General features: G+C 39.5%; 21 protein-coding genes. 13 read left to right on the forward strand and 8 right to left on the reverse strand.

Going from position 1 to position 17,547, the window contains the following annotated elements; genetic code table 11:
* Positions 1-4 precede the first annotated feature (4 nt).
* Complete coding sequence (locus tag O1449_RS00535; RefSeq protein ID WP_269238854.1) at positions 5-397, forward strand: hypothetical protein; 393 nt, start codon at positions 5-7, stop codon at positions 395-397.
* 208 nt (positions 398-605) lie between these two features.
* Entirely contained in the window at positions 606-1,196 is a 591-nt protein-coding gene (locus tag O1449_RS00540; protein WP_269238855.1) for a threonine transporter RhtB, read from the forward strand.
* Between the two features lies 1 nt (position 1,197).
* Here the strand turns inward: O1449_RS00540 and O1449_RS00545 are convergent, their stop codons facing one another.
* Entirely contained in the window at positions 1,198-1,836 is a 639-nt protein-coding gene (locus O1449_RS00545; protein WP_005218868.1) for a DedA family protein, read from the reverse strand.
* A gap of 236 nt (positions 1,837-2,072) precedes the next feature.
* Between O1449_RS00545 and O1449_RS00550 the strand changes: the two genes are divergently transcribed.
* Together O1449_RS00550 and O1449_RS00555 are read left to right on the forward strand one after the other, a co-directional pair.
* The gene (locus O1449_RS00550) at positions 2,073-2,495 is read left to right on the forward strand and encodes a DoxX family protein (RefSeq protein WP_269238856.1); all 423 of its coding nucleotides are present in this window, start codon (positions 2,073-2,075) and stop codon (positions 2,493-2,495) included.
* Positions 2,496-2,641: 146 nt separating this feature from the next.
* A complete protein-coding gene (locus O1449_RS00555; protein WP_269238857.1) occupies positions 2,642-3,001 on the forward strand; it encodes a NirD/YgiW/YdeI family stress tolerance protein in 360 nt (119 codons plus the stop codon).
* Between the two features lie 63 nt (positions 3,002-3,064).
* Here O1449_RS00555 and O1449_RS00560 read toward each other — a convergent pair whose 3' ends face one another.
* Complete coding sequence (locus O1449_RS00560; RefSeq protein ID WP_269230486.1) at positions 3,065-4,291, reverse strand: DUF445 family protein; 1,227 nt, start codon at positions 4,289-4,291, stop codon at positions 3,065-3,067.
* 441 nt (positions 4,292-4,732) lie between these two features.
* Here O1449_RS00560 and guaA point away from each other — a divergent pair, with 441 nt between their 5' ends.
* The 9 genes from guaA to O1449_RS00605 all read left to right on the forward strand — a co-directional run bounded on the left by guaA (position 4,733) and on the right by O1449_RS00605 (position 11,429).
* On the forward strand, positions 4,733-6,301 hold the full coding sequence (gene guaA / locus O1449_RS00565; RefSeq protein ID WP_269229118.1) for a glutamine-hydrolyzing GMP synthase: 1,569 nt from the start codon (positions 4,733-4,735) through the stop codon (positions 6,299-6,301).
* A gap of 246 nt (positions 6,302-6,547) precedes the next feature.
* Positions 6,548-7,468 (forward strand): restriction endonuclease, encoded by a 921-nt coding sequence (locus O1449_RS00570; protein WP_269229117.1) that lies wholly within the window; start codon positions 6,548-6,550, stop codon positions 7,466-7,468.
* 172 nt (positions 7,469-7,640) lie between these two features.
* Entirely contained in the window at positions 7,641-8,168 is a 528-nt protein-coding gene (locus O1449_RS00575; RefSeq protein WP_269238858.1) for a PadR family transcriptional regulator, read from the forward strand.
* 14 nt (positions 8,169-8,182) lie between these two features.
* Positions 8,183-8,572, forward strand: coding sequence for a Fur family transcriptional regulator (locus O1449_RS00580; protein WP_269238859.1), 390 nt, complete (start codon positions 8,183-8,185; stop codon positions 8,570-8,572).
* 23 nt (positions 8,573-8,595) lie between these two features.
* Positions 8,596-8,901: a DUF3861 domain-containing protein gene (locus tag O1449_RS00585; protein ID WP_269239646.1), complete on the forward strand. Its 306-nt coding sequence runs from the start codon at positions 8,596-8,598 to the stop codon at positions 8,899-8,901.
* A gap of 17 nt (positions 8,902-8,918) precedes the next feature.
* Positions 8,919-9,182 (forward strand): DUF2798 domain-containing protein, encoded by a 264-nt coding sequence (locus O1449_RS00590; RefSeq protein WP_269238860.1) that lies wholly within the window; start codon positions 8,919-8,921, stop codon positions 9,180-9,182.
* 153 nt (positions 9,183-9,335) lie between these two features.
* Positions 9,336-10,283, forward strand: a complete 948-nt coding sequence (locus O1449_RS00595) for a pirin family protein (protein WP_269238861.1) — start codon at positions 9,336-9,338, stop codon at positions 10,281-10,283.
* A complete protein-coding gene (locus tag O1449_RS00600; protein ID WP_269238862.1) occupies positions 10,280-10,678 on the forward strand; it encodes an OsmC family protein in 399 nt (132 codons plus the stop codon). The genes O1449_RS00595 and O1449_RS00600 overlap by 4 nt, the downstream gene beginning before the upstream one ends.
* Positions 10,679-10,775: 97 nt before the next feature.
* Positions 10,776-11,429, forward strand: coding sequence for a glutathione S-transferase family protein (locus O1449_RS00605; RefSeq protein WP_269229110.1), 654 nt, complete (start codon positions 10,776-10,778; stop codon positions 11,427-11,429).
* A gap of 61 nt (positions 11,430-11,490) precedes the next feature.
* Here O1449_RS00605 and O1449_RS00610 read toward each other — a convergent pair whose 3' ends face one another.
* The 6 genes from O1449_RS00610 to O1449_RS00635 all read right to left on the reverse strand — a co-directional run bounded on the left by O1449_RS00610 (position 11,491) and on the right by O1449_RS00635 (position 17,401).
* Entirely contained in the window at positions 11,491-12,093 is a 603-nt protein-coding gene (locus O1449_RS00610; RefSeq protein WP_269238863.1) for an SPOR domain-containing protein, read from the reverse strand.
* 192 nt (positions 12,094-12,285) lie between these two features.
* On the reverse strand, positions 12,286-14,076 hold the full coding sequence (argS, locus tag O1449_RS00615) for an arginine--tRNA ligase (protein ID WP_269238864.1): 1,791 nt from the start codon (positions 14,074-14,076) through the stop codon (positions 12,286-12,288).
* Positions 14,077-14,246: 170 nt separating this feature from the next.
* Positions 14,247-15,167, reverse strand: coding sequence for a Dyp-type peroxidase (locus O1449_RS00620; RefSeq protein WP_269229107.1), 921 nt, complete (start codon positions 15,165-15,167; stop codon positions 14,247-14,249).
* Between the two features lie 162 nt (positions 15,168-15,329).
* Complete coding sequence (gene znuB, locus O1449_RS00625; RefSeq protein WP_269229106.1) at positions 15,330-16,139, reverse strand: zinc ABC transporter permease subunit ZnuB; 810 nt, start codon at positions 16,137-16,139, stop codon at positions 15,330-15,332.
* Between the two features lie 3 nt (positions 16,140-16,142).
* Complete coding sequence (znuC, locus tag O1449_RS00630; RefSeq protein WP_241336834.1) at positions 16,143-16,931, reverse strand: zinc ABC transporter ATP-binding protein ZnuC; 789 nt, start codon at positions 16,929-16,931, stop codon at positions 16,143-16,145.
* Positions 16,904-17,401, reverse strand: a complete 498-nt coding sequence (locus O1449_RS00635) for a transcriptional repressor (RefSeq protein WP_269238866.1) — start codon at positions 17,399-17,401, stop codon at positions 16,904-16,906. The genes znuC and O1449_RS00635 overlap by 28 nt, the downstream gene beginning before the upstream one ends.
* Positions 17,402-17,547: the final 146 nt, after the last annotated feature.

Here is a 17,547-nt window from a genome sequence, read left to right on the forward strand (position 1 = left end):
TCTTATGAAACGCTTATATTGGATGCCTGTGTTAGCACTCAGTATGTTATTAGGTGCTTGCGCATCAACGGTTAAGCCGTCTTATGTTTCACCAACTCAGTACCAAGCTTTAAACTGCCAACAGTTGCAAGCTGAATATAATCGTGTTCAACAATACATCGATAATGGTGTGCAGACACCTAAGCGTACTGGGGTGGGTGTCGGTGTTGGGCTTGGTGGTGGTTGGGCAAGAGGCGGTGGCTGGGGAATTTCACCAACAATCTCATTAAATATGGGGCAGTCAATGAATACCAAGAACACCGAGCTCGCTAACTTATTAGGTCAGCAGGATGCAATTGTGCAAGCCGCACAGTTCAAAGGTTGTGCAATTGTGGTCAAGCCACGTTCAAAGTCATAAGTTGAAATTTATTTATCACTGTAATTTATTACAGTGATAAATAACTAAATTTTAGCAAAATGTTTCAATATAAAAATATATAAAACAATATCTTAGTAATCTTTATATTCATTTCTTTAATTTTTATAGCCTAATTTTCTCCCCTAAATTTGTTTTTTTGCTTCAAATTCGTTTAAGGTGGCGACCTACATAGTGGTTCGGTATCTTTATGATTGACAGTTGGTTTTTTGTTTTGGCGATGTTGGCAGTGTTACTTATTCCAGGTCCAACCAATGCATTGCTCGCCAGTGCAACTCATCAACAAGGGGCTTTTAAGACGATAATCTTCATTCCAATTGAATGGTTGGGATATGTATATGGCATAAGTTTGTGGGCATTATTTATTCATCTTTTTGAGCCGATTTGGCCAGCTTTAGATCTGATTTTACATACGGTGAGTTTAGCATTGGTACTTTGGATGGCATTTCATCTTTGGAAAAGTGCGCATTTGCAAAAATATGATCAACGCCATCAGAAGATACGTAAGACAAAATTATTTAGCGCGACCTTAAAAAATCCAAAAACAGTGCTTTTAGCGGCAGGTATTTTTCCTGTTGAAACGTGGAATTCGATTGAAAATGCAGTGCTAGTTTTTGCGATTTTTAGTGTGATCTTAATCCCTGTAAGTATTTTTTGGATGTACTTCGGACGAGCACTTCTGGTTGGGAGTTTTAATGGAATTAAAGCCGACCATTTATATAAAGGGTCGGCAATGTTATTACTGATCTGTATGTTGCCAATGATTTTTCGATTATTTTAATTTATTGAGCTTTACGCTCATTTAGTTTTTGCCGAACAAAACCAATAACGCCCGGCAAGATACTGATGATAATAATGCCAAAAATTAAATGGGTGAAATTATCTTTAACGATTGGCATATTACCAAAAATATAACCTAAAGTAATAAATGATGCGATCCAACAAAAAGCACCAATTACGTTATAGGTGAGGAAAAATTTATAATTCATACTGCCTGCACCTGCGACAAATGGTGCAAAGGTACGTGCAAACGGAACAAAGCGGGCAAAAATAATAGTTTTACCGCCATGACGTTGGAAGAACTGCTGTGTTTTGAGTAAATGTTGTTGATTGATAAATCGTGAATTCATTTCGAATACACGCGGGCCGATATAACGCCCAATGTGGTAATTTACGGTATCACCTAATACTGCGGCAATAAATAATAAAATACCGAGCACCCACGGATCCATCGCACCAGTTGATGCTGCTAGTGCACCCGCAGCAAATAATAAGCTATCTCCAGGTAAAAAAGGCATCACTACGAGGCCTGTTTCAACAAAGATAATTAAAAATAAAATGGCATAAATCCATACGCCATAATTGGTAATGAATTCTAAAAGGTGTTCATCAACGTGCAGAATAAAATCAATAAGTTCCATGAAGCTGTTAACAGTATAAATTTGAGCTAAATCCTAGCAGTGCAACTATAGAATGTCAGTATAAAAACCAATTTAATTGGTAACATTGATTGAGTAGCGACATGATTAATTTTGATCTGGAATAACAATGTTTGTTGCAAATATAGAACGATGCATTAATTAATATAATGTTTATTGCAAAATAAAACACACATAAACTGTTTCTATATTAAAAAACAACTAGTGTGGAATCAATTATGTTTAATCCAAATGTTATCGTAAAAAATATCGTAACGCAGTCAGGTGTAGAAAATATCGTTACGCTTGTTGCTCGTATCCTAATGGCCTATATTTTTATCATTGCAGGATGGGGCAAGCTCAGTGCTTATGGCGCTACAGCGGGTTATATGGAATCGATGGGTGTGCCTGCTGGATTGTTACCTTTGACCATTTTGGTTGAGTTTGGTGGTGGACTTGCGCTGTTATTTGGTTTTCAAGCCCGTTTAGCTGCATTTGGTTTAGGTATCTTTAGCATTATTACCGCATTCATTTTCCACGGTGCAGATGATCAAATGCAACAAATCAACTTTATGAAAAACTTAGCTATGTCTGGTGGTTTATTTTATTTAATGTTGCATGGTGCTGGTCGTTTGAGCTTAGATCATCTGATTGAGAAATAATGAGCCATTTAAAACGATCTCTACGTCAATGAGTGGGGATCGGTTTTTATACAGATAAAGTTAATGCTTAATTACAAACAGAAGCCGAAGCAAGGGCTTATCTCTGTTTAGATAATAATAAAGACAAGAACTGGAGGAGATATTCAATGAAACAAATCTTGATGCCTTGTGGAATAGCAATTTTAATTGGTTTATCAACATCAACTTGGGCAGGAAAAGATGATCATGTGCTTGTGCAAGAAGCAGCGAAAAATAATGTAAGTGTCGCTCAGGCTACGAAATTGGCAGATGAAACAGGTGTTACTTTAACAGGTCAAATTACGAAACATTTGCGAAGTGATCATTACGAATTTAAAGATCGGAGTGGCACGATTGGCATCGAAATTGATGATGATATTTGGCGTAAAGCAGGCTTGAAAGTAGGTGATCATGTTCGGCTAGTGGGAGAGGTGGATACCCACCGCTATAAACCCACTGACATTGAAGTGATCAAAATTGAAAAGTAGATGCACTAGTCATAAAAAAACAAGGAAGCTGAAGCTTCCTTGTTTGATTTTGATGGTATTGCTTTAGAGCATAAAGTGAATTTGCATTTCCCCAACAAGGAAACCTAGTACTGCGCCAACAATGATCAATGACCATTCATCTTCTTTAAATGCAGGGCGGAGCATGCCTTCAAATTCTTCAGGACTTAATTTTTGCATTCGTTCGACTAAGGTCGTGCGAACATCCATGGCATCTTCGGCATAAGACTCTACATAGCGCATCGTTTCTGGGAGTTGTTTTAAAATACGCTCAGCAACTTCTGCTTTCAGATTTTGATATTTTTCACCACCAATCGCATAAACAACCAATGGACGAACAATACCTGCCTGTAAATCAATTTCTTGTTTGACATGGCGGCTGACGAGTTCGATCACTTTATCTGAATTGGTTCCAGAAAAAAGTTCTTCCATCATATTGCGTGATGTAAGCAGTTGCTTGGAAATTAAGGCTGCATAATCGGCTGCAACTTCATTTTGACGTTTGATGAATAAACCTTGCCACGTATAACCCAATACCTTTTTGGGATACAGTGGTCTAAACATCATTTGTAAAGCCATCCAGTCACTGAAAAAGCCAACAAATCCACCAAACATTGGCAGCATCCAAGGATATTTTCCTTGAGTGACTACCCAACACAACATTTGCACCACACCAATAGCGAAGCCAAAGACAAAACCGACGTTACTAAAGAATTTAAACTCTTGTTTGCCAACTTTTTTGAAAATTTCGTTGAGAAGACGCTTATCTTTGAGGAGATTGCTAATCACCATGTGTTTGATGTCAAAGTATTTGATGACATCTTTTTGCACTTCGCCCATGATATGTTCAACAATCTCAGGGGCTTTGGCTTGAACTCGCTTAATTAATTTCTTTCGTGCGAACTCAGGCATACCTTCCCATAAACCCGGTTGATATTGTTGTGCAACTTCACGGGTAATGTCTTCAGCGGCAGCCATTAGTGGTTTTTCAATTTCTTGAGCAATCCTTTTCGGATCTAGTCTGGCAAAAATTTCTTGGGGTTGAATTAACTTTGAGGTCATTAACTCAACGGCTATGGTCGCCATTTTTTCAGCTTTGCGAGGGACGATGCCTTGCCATCCGATTGGAAGACCAAATAATCTTAGTCCCTTAAATTCAAGTGGTGCAAACATCATTTGAATGGCAATAACTTTGGTTACATAGCCAATAAAGCCACTAATAAACGGGATTGAAATATATAACCAGAAATTCTGTTGAAAATCCGCAATCATTTCTTGAAACATTATTTTATTGGTCCTTCAAGTCCTAATTGTTGCTCGTTATAGGGCAAGCCATAGATGATAGTGAAATATTTTACAATATTGACTGAGCCAATATCTTTTAGGCTTTTAGTTACCTTTTTATTTTCCTCTTTCCAAGGATAGTGCAGTCGCACAAAAAGGAAACGATGATGCCGACAGCATACCTTTCCGTGGTCATGCATCTTTTCGGCTCATCATCTTAGCACCAAATTTTATTTTTTGTTGATCAGAATCGCCAAGAAGAGTTGATTTAACACTCTTTTTAGGCATCATTTTATGAAATTTTAGTTTAAATATCAGTCATGATTGGTGATAAAAGTTAAAAAATAAGATAGATGATGAATTGCGATGCGCCAAAGCGTGAAAAATGTTAGAATATGGCGCTTAATTCATTTGCCTTTCTGATTAGCCATGACGACCAATACTCAAATTACTGAAGATCGCATCCTTATTCTGGATTTCGGCTCTCAATATAGCCAGCTGATTGCACGTCGTGTGCGTGAAGCAGGTGTCTACTCTGAAATGTATGCATACGATATGTCTGAAGAAGATATTCGTGCATTTAATCCGAATGGGATTATTTTGTCAGGTGGCCCTGAAAGCGTACATGAAGAAGGTAGTCCACGCGCACCGCAGTTGGTATTTGAATTAGGCGTACCTGTTTTAGGTATTTGCTATGGTTTACAAACCATGTCTGAACAGCTTGGTGGTAAAGTAGAACCAGGTACAGTACATGAATTTGGTTATGCTGCTGTTGATGTATTGGTTCGTGATCAATTGTTGGGTGATCTCAATGATGGTGACGACAAGCTTAATGTTTGGATGAGTCATGGCGATAAAGTCAGTGTGATTCCAGAAGGTTTCTCTGTTACTGCAAGTACACCAAGCTGTCCATTTGCTGCGGTAAGTGATGAAACACGCCGTTTCTATGGTGTTCAATTCCATCCTGAAGTGACACATACAGCGAAAGGTGCAGAGTTATTATCGAACTTTGTGCATGGGATTTGCGGATGTCGCAATCTTTGGAATTCTGAAAACATCATCGACTTACGTGTTGAACAATTACGTGAGCAAATTGGCGATCAAAAAGTTCTATTAGGTCTTTCTGGTGGTGTTGATTCTTCTGTTGTTGCTGCACTTTTACACCGTGCGATTGGCGATCAGTTGACTTGCGTATTTGTAGACAATGGTTTACTTCGTTTAAACGAAGGTGAACAAGTGATGGACATGTTTGCAAAAAACATGGGCATCCGTGTGATTCGTGCTGATGCTGAACAGCGTTTCTTAACTGCGTTAGCGGGTGAAGTTGATCCTGAGAAGAAACGTAAAATTATTGGTCGTGAATTCATCGAAGTTTTTGCTGAAGAAGCACGTAAACTTGATGGCGTAAATTTCCTTGCTCAAGGTACGATTTACCCAGATGTGATCGAATCTGCTGCCACTAAAAATGGTAAAGCACATGTGATTAAATCACACCATAACGTCGGTGGTTTACCAGAAGATTTAGCTTTTGAATTGGTTGAGCCGATTCGTGATTTGTTTAAAGATGAAGTACGCCGTTTAGGAACGACACTCGGTCTTCCATTCGAAATGCTTTATCGTCATCCATTCCCAGGTCCAGGTTTGGGCGTGCGTATTTTGGGTGAAGTGAAAAAGGAATATGCGGATATTCTACGTCTTGCTGATGACATCTTTATGCAAGAGCTTCGTGCAAGCGGTTGGTATGATAAAACTGCGCAAGCATTTGCAGTATTCCAACCTGTAAAATCGGTGGGTGTTGTTGGTGATGGTCGCCGTTATGCATGGGTGATTGCGCTTCGTGCGGTTGAAACGGTTGACTTTATGACAGCGCGTTTCGCTCATTTACCGTATGACTTAGTTGATAAAATCTCAACCCGTATCATGAATGAAATCAAAGATGTTTCACGTGTGGTGTATGATGTGTCATCTAAGCCACCAGCAACGATTGAATGGGAGTAAAACTGGGGTTTCAAACAGCAACGCTGCTTGCCAAATTTACGCCAAGAGCTGTGCCCGCGGCAGTAGGATTTCAAGAAACGAAGCCTAGTGCCAGTTTTATGCCATGAATGAGTTTTAAAATGAAACTTTAAAAATGATGCGTAAGGTGTTCTTGGCAGTGCCCTAGAAAATTACTCTTAAAAGAGCGCTTAGGCGCTCTTTTTCTTTTATACTGTTTTAAAAATTAGTATTTTATTTTGGGTTTATATGTATACACATTATGATTTGATGCTGCCTTTGCTCCGTATTATGCAATCACATGATGTGACTTATAGTTTAAAAGAAGCTTATGAAATACTACTTCAAGAATTAAAATGTTCAGAAGAAGATCGAAATGAAACAATGGAAGATGGGCGAAATGTTATATTTTATCGTTTGCAATGGGCCAAGACTTATTTAAAGAAAGCTGGATTAATTGATTATCCTAAACGAGCGCATTTTAATCTGTCTAATTTAGGGAAAAGTTTGGATCTAAGTAAAATTAAAAAAATAGATGCTCAATATCTATCTCAATTTGATACTTTTAGTGAATTTAGAAAAATAAATACAAAAGATAGAAAAGAACAAAGAAATGAAAGCACGCAAAAAGATGATGAAGACTCTGAAGAGTTAACACCCCCAGAAATTATTTCTCAGCAAGCTAAAATATTAAATGATGATTTGAAAATTGAGCTATTAAATTTAATTAAAGGCAATTCTCCGCAGTTTTTTGAAAGATTAGTTGTAGATTTGCTTGTTGCTATGGGTTATGGGGGTTCACATCAAGATGCTGCACAAGCAATAGGTAAAACAAGTGATGGTGGTATTGATGGAATCATCAGTGAAGATCGTTTGGGTTTAGACAAAATTTATATTCAAGCAAAGCGCTGGGAAGATACCGTTGGTCGCCCAAATATACAACAGTTCAAAGGTGCATTAGCCGATCAGGTTGCTAAGAAAGGTGTATTTATTACGACCTCAAGTTTTAGCAAAGAAGCAGTCGAATCTGCAAAAAAATCTGGAATTGTCTTAATTGATGGAGAAAAGCTAACTTCTTTAATGATCGAGTTCGGTTTAGGTGTGCAAGTTGAGCGAAGTTTTTATATTTATAAAATAGATCAAGATCGGTTTGATGAAGATAGTTTTTAAGAGCGCTCAGTCGCTCTTTTTTATTACTTAACTTTATAAAATTTCTCTATAAAAAATTAATAAATCATTAAATATCAAAATTATAAAATTTAAAAAGATATCTTAACTTGCCATAAGAATAATTAAGATATATCTTATTTATCATAAATTAAGCAGTATGAGAAAAATAAAGATGAGACATCAATCAGATCATCGTGAAAATGAACATGATACACACCATCGAGAGCATCCCCGTACAGGGCGCCGTGGACGTTTATTTGAATCAGGGCGTATGAAACTGTTAGTTCTGCATTTAATTCAGCAAAATCCTAAACATGGCTATGAAATTATTAAAGAAATTAGTGATTTAGTCGGTGATGGCTATACACCAAGTGCAGGAACAATTTATCCAACACTGACTAGCTTAGAAGAAATGAACTGTATTTCTTTACTGGATGCCGAACGTAAGCAATACCAAGTCACTGAATATGGCGAGACTTATCTAAAAGATCAGCAGGAAATGCTGACCGCTTTGTTGGAAAAACTACGGATTCGACGTGAAATTCATAACAACAATCAACTGATAGAGATCCATCGAGCAATGGAAAATCTAAAAACAGCATTACGATTAAAACTCAGTATTGCTGATCTACAGCAAGAACAAATTTATCAAATTGCTGAAAAGATTGATCAAGCCGCAATTGCGATTGGACGTTTATAAGTTGGGGGCGAAGGATGTTAGCGCTACAGCAGAAAATTAAACAGGCAGGATTACGAGTGACGCATCCACGCATGGCAGTTTTATCTTTACTGGCACAACAGACGGATGATCTCACCGTGAAACAAATTTACCAACGTCTAAATCTACAAAAGCAGCAGTTAAGTTTGGCAACCGTCTATCGCGTGGTGAGTGATCTTGTCTTGGCAGGTTTATTGGTGAGTTATCAATTCCATCGTGCGGAAACGAAATTTAATCTTCCAAGGGTTTCTAAAAATCAATTGCTACAAATTCACTGTGCAGATTTAACCACAGCAAAACAAGCACGATTTTTACAGTCCTTAGAAGCCGTATTTACTCAATTTCAAATTGATTTGATGCAGATCGAAATCAAAGAGAATGTTTAATTAAAAATTCATTGGAGCAAATGATGAAACAACATCAATACCATGTCACGGCAGAGCATTTAAAAGATGCGAAAGGACAAGTCTCAACTTATACCGAGAAATTAGAGTTTTATACAGGGAATCATGACGATATTTTTGAGATCGTTGAACGTTTGAAAAAAGCTGAGTTGTTCGATGATCAAACTACAAAATCTTTTGCAGTGGGGCTAAAACTTTTTAGTGAAGTGATGCTGGAAAATAAAGATCATCCACTATTCGAAGAATTCTTGCCGCAGTTCGGTCAATTTATGAAGAATCTAAAGCAACATGTAAAGAAACAGGTTGAATGAGTGTGGGGGCAAATGGCATGCAACAAACAAAGAAGACTTTCTTTACTAAATTACCTGCAAAATATGCTGCTTGGATTATGCCTTTATTGCTATCAGGGCTGATGAGCGCAACATTATCATTGGTGAACTTACTAATGAATGTTGGGCTAATAGATGGATTCGCAACGAAGTGGCTGTCAATATGGCTGTTTTCATGGTTGATTGCTTATTCTGTAGTTTTGATTTTTCTACCTTTGGTCAGACGTTTGACAGGCTTAATTGTGGAGATGCCATCACATTGATTGATCCTGTTCATGCATTGTGAAAAATAAATGCAAGATTGTCTCATTGATAGCACTCTGCGTATTACCAAAAGACTATATTGAATGATGATTGTATTGTTAAGATCACTAAAACAACTCATTGCAATAGCATAGGTAAAAGAGAGCGATATCATGAGCAATAATAACGATTACGATATTTCTAACTCCAAAGATTGTGAAACTTATATCAATCAGTTTATTCAAGAATTTACGATTAGATCAGCGGAAATTGGTAAGGGTACAGTCATTAAGCGAGCCTTACCGAGTCGTCAGAAGCGTTTGGTGGGGGCGTGGTGTTTCCTTGATCATGCAGGGCCTGTGAGTTTCCCTGCGGGAGATGGTTTAGATGTTGGGCCACACCCACATATTGGTTTGCAGACATTTACATGGATGATTGAAGGCACCATGATACATACTGATAGTCTGGGTTCAAAACAACTGATTCGTCCAAAGCAAGTGAATTTAATGACGGCAGGTCATGGAATTTCTCATACTGAAGTTGCACCTGAGACTGAAACTAAAATGCATGCGGCACAACTTTGGATTGCTTTGCCTGATGACAAGCGCAATATGGAGCCAAAGTTTGAACACTATCCAGAACTACCGATCGTAAATAAAGATCAGGTTGAATTTACAGTTTTGGTAGGGGATTTCTTAGAGACAGTTTCTCCAGTTCAGGTACATACACCTTTGGTTGGTGTGGACTTAACTGCACAAGCGAATACCAAAACCCGTATTCCACTCAATCCAAACTTTGAATATGCCTTTATGGCACTTGAAGGCATCGCTCAGGTAAATGGGCATGAACTCAATGCCGATAATATGGTGGTGTTGGAAACGGGGCTGACTGAAATCGAAGTTGAGCTGACAGAAGGTCATCGTGTGTTACTCATCGGGGGTGAACCGTTTGAGTCGCCAATTTTGCTGTGGTGGAACTTCGTTGGACGTACCATGCAAGATTTACAGCAAGCACGAGAAGATTGGGTCAATCATGATCCCCGTTTTGGTGAAATTCCTGATTATCAAGGTAAGCGTCTCGAAGCACCTGTATTACCTGAGCAAATGAGGGCATCGAAATGAGTATTATCGCAAGTGCAAAAGTTCTAACTTTACCTGAACCGTGGAAAGGGGAAGTAACGAGTGGAACACACCAATTTCTAACCGATAAACCCGAATCTTTTGGAGGGCATGATACAGGGCCAGCGCCCTATGATTTTCTGACTGCAAGTTTAGCATCATGCACCATGATTACCTTACGCATGTATGCACAGCATAAGCAAATTGATTTGGGTGAATTTACGGTTGAGGTGGACTTTCACACCAATCGTGAACAACAGGAACGAATCGAGCGTCGAGTAATATTTAAACAACCGATTTCACAAGACTTACAAGAAAAATTTCTCAATGTATGTAGCAAAACACCAGTTACTAAAACTTTGTTACGCAGTTTAGACATACAGACCGTGATTGTTTAAGACTAAAGTGCTATTGTGCTTGGGCGAAACATAATTCTAAGTGTAACTGTGAGAGGGATTAGAACCGCAGTTACACAGTAAAAAAGCAGGCACAAAAATGATTACCTTACATTACCTACAATGCTCACGTTCATTCCGTATCCTGTGGGCATTAGAAGAACTTGGTGTGGATTACCAAGTTGAGTATTATCAAAGGTCACCTAGTTATGCAGCCCCTGAAAGCCTTAAACAAATTCATCCTTTAGGAAAAGCACCAATTCTGGTTGATGATGAAGAGGTTATTGTAGAATCTGCTGTTATTTTGGATTATTTGCAACAGCAGTATGATGGGCAGCAAAAATTTAAACCAGAACAAGCAAAAGACCAGCGGCAATATTCCTATTGGATGCACTATGCAGAAGGCTCTCTTATGCCATTGTTGGTGATGACTCTCGTCATCAATAATGTAAGCAAGCATGTTCCGTGGGTTATTCGCCCTGTTGCTGAAAAAATTACCAATGGTATAAAAGCTGGTTTTGTTCGTCCTCGTGTAAAAGAACATATTCTCTATCTTGAACAGTATTTGGCAGAACATGATTATTTCGCGGGAGACTTTTCTTTTGCAGATATTCAAATGGCATTTCCACTGATTGCAATCCAAAAACGTTTACATGGTAAATATCCGAATATTCAAGCCTTTGTCCAACGTGTTCAGCAGCGTTCAGCATTTCAGCACGCTGAGCAAAAAAGTTTGCATTCGCAGTGTGCATAAATTTTCAAACATGAAAAAAGGGAGAACAACCGGTTCTCCCTTTTTTCATTCATGAAGATTTTTATCGTTTAATTACAATTGAATCAATACCACTGTGTTGCAAGGTTTGTTGAGCAGCAAGTGCTGCATCTTGGCTATCATAAGGACCAGAGAAAACACGATACCATGTTTGCCCATTCTCAACGGTTTTTATGATATCGGCAGATAAACCATTCAAAATAATTTCCGCACGACGTGCATCAGCGCTATCTGGATCTGGATAGCTACGTACTTGTAAGATATAACTGGCTTGAACTGGTGCGGTTGGTTCAGCCGATGTGATGGTTGTTGGGTCTGCTGTGGTTGTTTCAGGTTTTGGTGATTCGATAATCACAACATTACCTTCTTGTTTTGTTTCAGGGACAGCTTGTTCAGGAATTGGCGTGACTTGTTGTTGGGGTAACAAATCATAGAAACGATAGTCCTTATTGGTGTCTTCTTCGTAATGTTCAGAAGTGACTTGATTCTTTGCGGGGACGGGTTGCCACGGCTGCCATAGCATTAACATGACGCCTGCACAAAGGATCGCAAGAATTGCGACAAGCATTCCTAACCACTTGGGAACAAGTGGTTTTTTGGGCTTGTTTGGTCGTTCAGATACACCACGTTGCGTTTTTCCAAACACCTGAAATTCCTCTTGATCCTAATTAGGTTATTTGTAACTTGAAACTGCTTAAAAACAAAGCATTATGTTTAAAATAATGCTTTGTTTGTTTTGCGATCTGGGTAATGTTGCAAGAGCGTTGCTTTGCTGATTACATTTCTACGCGGGCATAGTCCTTGTCTTGCGACAATGTGCAAAGCGTTGCTTTGCTAGTTACATTGTCTCAGGTGCAGATACACCGAGTAATTCTAAGCCATTATGTAAAACTTGCTGTACGTTGATTGAAAGTAATAAACGTGCTTGTGTAAGTGTCACATCATCGCCAAGGACTTTATGTTCGTTGTACCAACCGTGGAATAAGGCTGCTAACTCTTTCAGATAGTTGCCAATTTGATGTGGTTCATACGCATTTGCTGCACGTACTAAAATATCTGGATAAGCGGCAAGTTTCGCTAAAATTTCAGTTTCAGCATCAAGCTCTAAACGATTTGCATGTTCACGTGCCGAAACAGCATCAAAACTGAGATGTGTAGATGCTGCTTTTTCTAACATACGGCAAATACGGGCGTGTGCATATTGAATGTAGTACACGGCATTATCTTTGCTTTGTGAAACTGCAAGGTCTAAGTCAAAGTCGATGTGTTGTTCAGATTTACGCATCACATAATAGAAACGTGCTGCGTCATTACCGACTTCTTTACGTAGGTCACGTAAAGTCACGAACTGACCCGAACGAGATGACATTTGCACCATCTCGCCACCACGCCATAAGCTCACGAACTGAACCAAAAGCACGGTCAATTTCTTCGAGTCATAACCCATTGCATCAATGGCTGCTTTCACACGTGAGATATAGCCGTGGTGGTCTGAACCCCAAATATCAATCAGGTCGGTATAGCCACGTTGTAACTTATTTAAGTGGTAAGCAATGTCAGATGCAAAATAAGTGGTTTGACCATTACGACGTTTGACTACACGGTCTTTCTCATCGCCAAATTCAGTTGATTTAAACCAAATATTGCCATCTTTTTCATAGAGAAAGCCACGTTGATCAAGCGTCGCAAGTGCTTCATCAATTTTTTCGGTTAGCGAAGCTTCGCTGAACCATTCATCAAAAGTCACGCCAAAGTCAGCAAGGTCATCTTTGATATCATCCAAAATGGCATGTAAAGCCGCTTGGTGAAATACACGATAACCCGCACCTAACTGTTGTTGTGAATTGGCAATTAAGCCATCAATGTGTTTTTCTTTATCACCAGACAAAATAACTTTATTGCCTTCAGCATCGAGTTCTTCGGCATATTGAACGTCTTCAGGCACATCTTTATAAATGTCAGCAACTGGACGAACATGCGCATCTGCATCTTTATCAATAATGCTTTGTGCGATTTCTTTGACGTAGTCGCCTTGATACGCATTTTTAGGGAAAACCAGTGTTTGTCCCGTGAGTTCTAAATAACGTAAATACGTTGATGTTGCCAAAATATCCATTTGGCGACCTGCATCATTGACATAGTATTCACGGTCAACTTGTGCACCTGTTGCTTCTAAAAGGTTAGCAACAGTCATGCCGTAAGCTGCACCACGACCATGTCCCACATGCAGACTAGATGTTGGGTTTGCAGAAACAAATTCGACTTGGATTTTTTTAGCTGCATTGGCTTGGCTGCGTCCATATTGGTCTTTTTGTGCTTGAATTTGATCAAGTACTGCGAAGCGTTGGTCTGCATTTAAAAAGAAGTTAATAAAACCAGGGCCTGCGATTTCTGCCTTTGTAATGTCAGCGACTTCAGGCAGTGCTGCTAAGATTTTTTCAGCTAGATCACGTGGTTTCATACCAGCAGCTTTAGAGCCGATCATGGCAATATTGGATGCAAAGTCACCGTGACTTCGGTCTTTGGTACGGGTTAAATGGCTCGTGTTTGTCCAATCTGAAGGAAGTACCCCTTGTTGTTGAAGGGATTGTACCGCATGATCAAGAGCTGCTTGTATTGCCGTATTCATAGTTACCGAAATAAATGTCGCGGAAAAACGTCAAATATAGCAAATTTTGAGGGCTTAATGGGAGAGTGATTGAAGTGGAATTAACATATTCACATAAATCTTTTCAGACTTTTATTTTTCAGTGTGGTGATGGGGATGCTATATCGACGATAGATATAGCATTTTTCTCTTTAAGCTTGTAAAACCTGTTCGAGTAATTCATCACTTGGTGCGAAATAATATGCCCCATCAATCGCAGTAGTGAAATGCAATAAACGGTCATGAATACCATCACCTGTGGTACCAAACATTCGTTTTAACATGGCATCAATAATGCTCAAATTATTGGTATAGGCAACAAAAAATAGACCTTGTTCACCTTTACCATCACCATAAGGCAAACTGTGACGCAAGATTTCCATTTCTTCGCCATCCTCATCTTCTACTACAGTACGAGCGACATGCGAATTTTGGGGTTTGATGTCATCATCAAGTTCAATAGATTCAAGTTTGGTACGTCCAAAAACATGTTCTTGAGCATCGACTTTGAGTTGTTGCCATTTTGCTAAATCATGAATATAGCGTTGTGCAAAAATAAAGCTGCCATCTGCAAAAGCGCCAGCTGTTTCTGCAAGGAGGGCAGCTTCAGCACGGTCATCTGGAAATTGAGGATTTTCTGTACCATCAATAAAGCCTGTCATATCGCGACCATCAAAGAAACGGAAACACGCGCGTTCATCTAAAACATCAACTTTGTTTTGAATGCCACTGAAGAATGCTTGACTGATGGCAAAGCAAATATCGGCACGAGCGCTGGCGATATGAATAAACACATCGGCGGGTACGACAGGCATATTAAACGCCCCTTGTTGAGGGTCGAGTTGTTTAAACCCCTCAGGCGTTTGTGAATAAAGTCTCGACCAAAGCTCAGGGCCAAATGCAATCGCAGTTTTAATCTGATCATTTGGGTGTTGAGTGATAAGACGATCACGAGTTGAAAGCAGAGCTTCAATCTGCTGCTTGAGTTCCGAAATACTTAAATCTTTTAAACGCAAAACAATAAAACGAGCATGGTCGGATGGTAATGGAAGAATGACGGATTGAGCAGTCATGAAGCTCTCCTTGGTTCGTTATTTTTAAATGATACAAAGATATGATTTTGCCCGATGTGAGCAGTGCTTAATAGCTTACTTTTGACGATTTTTACGATATTGATAATCGTTAAATAATAGTCGACATAGCATCCAAGCATTGGATGCTAAGATTGGAAACATTTAATTGGTTTTAAAATTTGGTATGAATTTTTGTACTGCAAAAATAACTGCGAAGCAAAGCGCCATACATAAAACGATACTCAGACCTGTGGCAATATTTAACGCCGCACTAGACCATAAGCCAACCGTCACACCCAATTGAGCCAGTATAAATGCCCAAATCACCATTTGTTTAGGTGAATGTGCAAGTAAGCGTGCGCTTAGTGCAGGAATCACCAGTAATGCACCCATAAGGAGTGAGCCGACAGCGCGGAGCGCAAGTACAGTAAATAAAGCCAGTAATAGCATGAAAATTAAACGTTGCCAGTTGGCACTGACTCCTTCGCTCATGGCAATATCAGGGTCAATCGCAATTTGGATTTGCGCTGACCATGAGCGATAAAGCACAGCTAGAGAACTCACAATGACCACGGCAAACATGGGTAAATCAGCCCACTCGATACTGAGTAGATCACCGAACAAATAGCTCAATAATTCGGGACGTAAACTCGGAATATGCTGAATCAAGAGCAAGCCTGAGCAGAGTAAGGTTGCTGAGCTTAGAGCGAGGAGGGCATCATTGGGTAGGCGAGAATCATGCAGCACCCATAAAATTGCTACCAATAATGCAGCTAAACTGGCTACACCTAACCAAAAAGGTAAATGCAATAAACCTGCAATCGCGACACCCAGTAAAGTTCCGTGGGCCATGGTGTCGGCAAAAAAAGACATTCTGCGCCAAAGCATCAGGCAGCCGAGTGGTGCTGTCAGGAATACCAGTAGCGACCCCATAATCCAAGCAGGTAATAGTAGTTGTAACCATTCCATCATTGCTTAGACCTTTGGTTCGGGGTGAATATGTGGGCGTGGATCATGAGAACAGGGTTCGGCATGGTCACTATGCCCACAATGATTGTGATGATGCTGATAGAACATCCGTTGCGTACCAAAAATCGCTTGGTATTCAGGATGCTGCTGAATGCTTTCAGGTAAACCACTACAGCAAATGTGCTTATTGAGACAGACCACCCGATGCGTACCTTGCATCACCCATTGCAAATCATGTGAGACCATTAACACTGCGCAACCATAACGTTCAGGTAAGCTGCGGACATAGTCGTAGAGTTCAGCTTCGGATTGAATATCCAAACCTTGCATTGGCTCATCAAGCACTAAAATATCAGGTTGACGTAGTAAAGCACGTGCCAGTAAAACCCGTTGTCGTTCACCGCCTGACAGTTGTTGTACTTTGGAGGACAGTAGTTTTTGAATCCCTGTATCACGACTAATTTCTTCACGTAAATCAGCAGTGCAAATTTCTAAATCAAGTAAGTCTTGAACACGTAAGGGAAGACTGGCTGAAGGGTTGAATTTTTGAGGGACGTAAGCCAGTTTTAATTTCTTGGAAAAGTGAACTTTTCCTTTATTGGGTGACATGATGCCGAGTAAGACTTTAATTAACGTCGACTTACCTGCACCATTTGGCCCTATGAGCGTTACAATTTCTTTTGCTTGTAATGCAAAATCAATATTTCTCAAAATATCCCGCTCATCACGTCGAACAGAAATATTCTCCAATTGAATAAGTGGAGTGCTTACTGACGTGTGTTGCACTGATGACATTTTCCAGAAATTTCAATGATGCTGTGCTGTGCAAAAAATTGATCAGAAGCAGCAAGTTGATCAACCTGTTGAATCAAGCCTTGTGCTGAAGCCTCTTTCACTGAATGACATTCAGTACAAATCAGAAAGGCAGCTTGGTGTCCTTCACGTGGATGACAACACGGAATATAAGCATTGATAGAGGTTAATCTATGAATTAAGCCTTTTTCTAGTAAAAAGTCTAAAGTACGATAAACCGTAGGTGGGGCAGCAGGGCGGTCTGCTTGTCCTTTAATTTTAGCCAATAAATCATAAGCCCCCATCGGTGCAGAAGCATTTAGAATGAGTTCAAGCACTTCTTTACGCAAAGGGGTTAGGCGAGCGCCAACCGCAGCACATAAACTTTCTGCTTCAGCAAGTCGAGCTTTAATATCGTGATGACCGTGGACACCATGTAAAGCATTGTCATGTTCATGAGAACAAGAACCCATAAGTTGACCCCATTATTTTTGTAGAATCTATTGATTGTTCATAAGCCGTAGCTTTTATTGACGTTTCAATAGACTCGCTATCATAACATGCAATTCAGGATAACGAGCTATATATAAGTTAAGCGCGTGGCGGATAGAGTAATGAA

Origin of the sequence: Acinetobacter sp. TR3 (genome assembly GCF_027105055.1) — a bacterium.
Classification (GTDB): domain Bacteria; phylum Pseudomonadota; class Gammaproteobacteria; order Pseudomonadales; family Moraxellaceae; genus Acinetobacter.